This is a genomic window from Salinimicrobium profundisediminis (assembly GCF_026241755.1).
Lineage (GTDB): Bacteria > Bacteroidota > Bacteroidia > Flavobacteriales > Flavobacteriaceae > Salinimicrobium > Salinimicrobium profundisediminis.
This window is the reverse complement of the sequence record NZ_JAPJDA010000054.1, coordinates 1-1,056: the sequence shown is the minus strand read 5'-3', so window position 1 is coordinate 1,056 and position 1,056 is coordinate 1. Positions and strand designations below refer to the sequence as shown.

The window sequence follows — 1,056 nt, the reverse complement described above, 5'->3', positions numbered from 1 at the left end:
GCCCAGGCGGGATTACTGCCCAGCAAATTGAAGAAGTTATTGGGAAAATTACGGTTGATCCTGCATTGCTTGATAGCGGGCAAAAACCAAAGTCGCCTGGGATGAAGTATCGCCATTATGCTCCAGATGCCGCACTTGTTCTGGTTAAAGGGGAACGGGAGGATATTCAGCGGCTTATACTTGAAAAGCAGCAGGAGGGACTAAAGGTTGGTGTCCTGACAACTGAGGAAAACGAAAACTTTTATCAGGCAGACAAGGTTATTGCATGCGGAAGCAGAAAAAATCTGGATTCAGTTGCTGGCTCCTTATATGATACGTTAAGGAATTTTAACAGCGCGGATCTCGACCTTATTCTAAGTGAAATGTTTCCGGATGAAGGAGTTGGACAGGCGATTATGAATCGTCTAGTTAAAGCGGCCGGATATCGTATTATATCCATTTAATTTCTTTAGCCGTCTCGGTGTGAGGCGGTTTTTGTGTTTCCTGTAGCTTGAAAAAATAGATCATTGTGAAAAACATCGTCTAAATGACTTTGGACTTGCATATCTTGAATTAGCAAGTCCAAGGGGGCGATATACAACATGGCAGAAATATTTGGCGAATTACTCACAATCGGCTTAATGGCATTCGCGCTGGGAATGGATGCCTTCTCAATAGGATTGGGAATGGGAATGTTTAAGCTTCGTTTGCGGCAAATTGTGAAGATTGGACTGACCGTGGGACTGTTCCACGTCCTCATGCCGATGCTAGGCATGATCACCGGCAGGTTCCTGTCGGACAAGTTTGGGGAAATTGCCGCTTATATTGGCGGCGGGTTGCTGATTTTACTCGGAATTCAAATGGTGTTATCAAGCTTTAAAAAGGAAGAAAACAGCTTAATTTCACCTGTAGGATTTGGCTTGCTATTATTCGCGGTGAGTGTGAGTCTGGATAGTTTTTCAGTCGGCTTATCGCTGGGAATATTCGGAGCTAAAACAGCGGTAGTTTTAACTATGTTCGGCGCTGCAACAGCTATTTTAACATGGGTCGGACTTTTTATTGGCCGGAAAGTGCAAG

The 1,056-nt window shown here is 44.3% G+C and carries 2 protein-coding genes; both read left to right on the top strand.

The annotated features are described in order from the left end of the window. A partial coding sequence (locus tag OQ279_RS18230) for a Sua5 family C-terminal domain-containing protein (protein WP_274704491.1) occupies nucleotides 1-443 on the top strand: 443 nt, incomplete at its 5' end. 138 nt (nucleotides 444-581) lie between these two features. Next, nucleotides 582-1,056, top strand: a 475-nt coding sequence (locus OQ279_RS18225) for a manganese efflux pump (RefSeq protein ID WP_266071293.1), incomplete at its 3' end; no start/stop codon positions are given.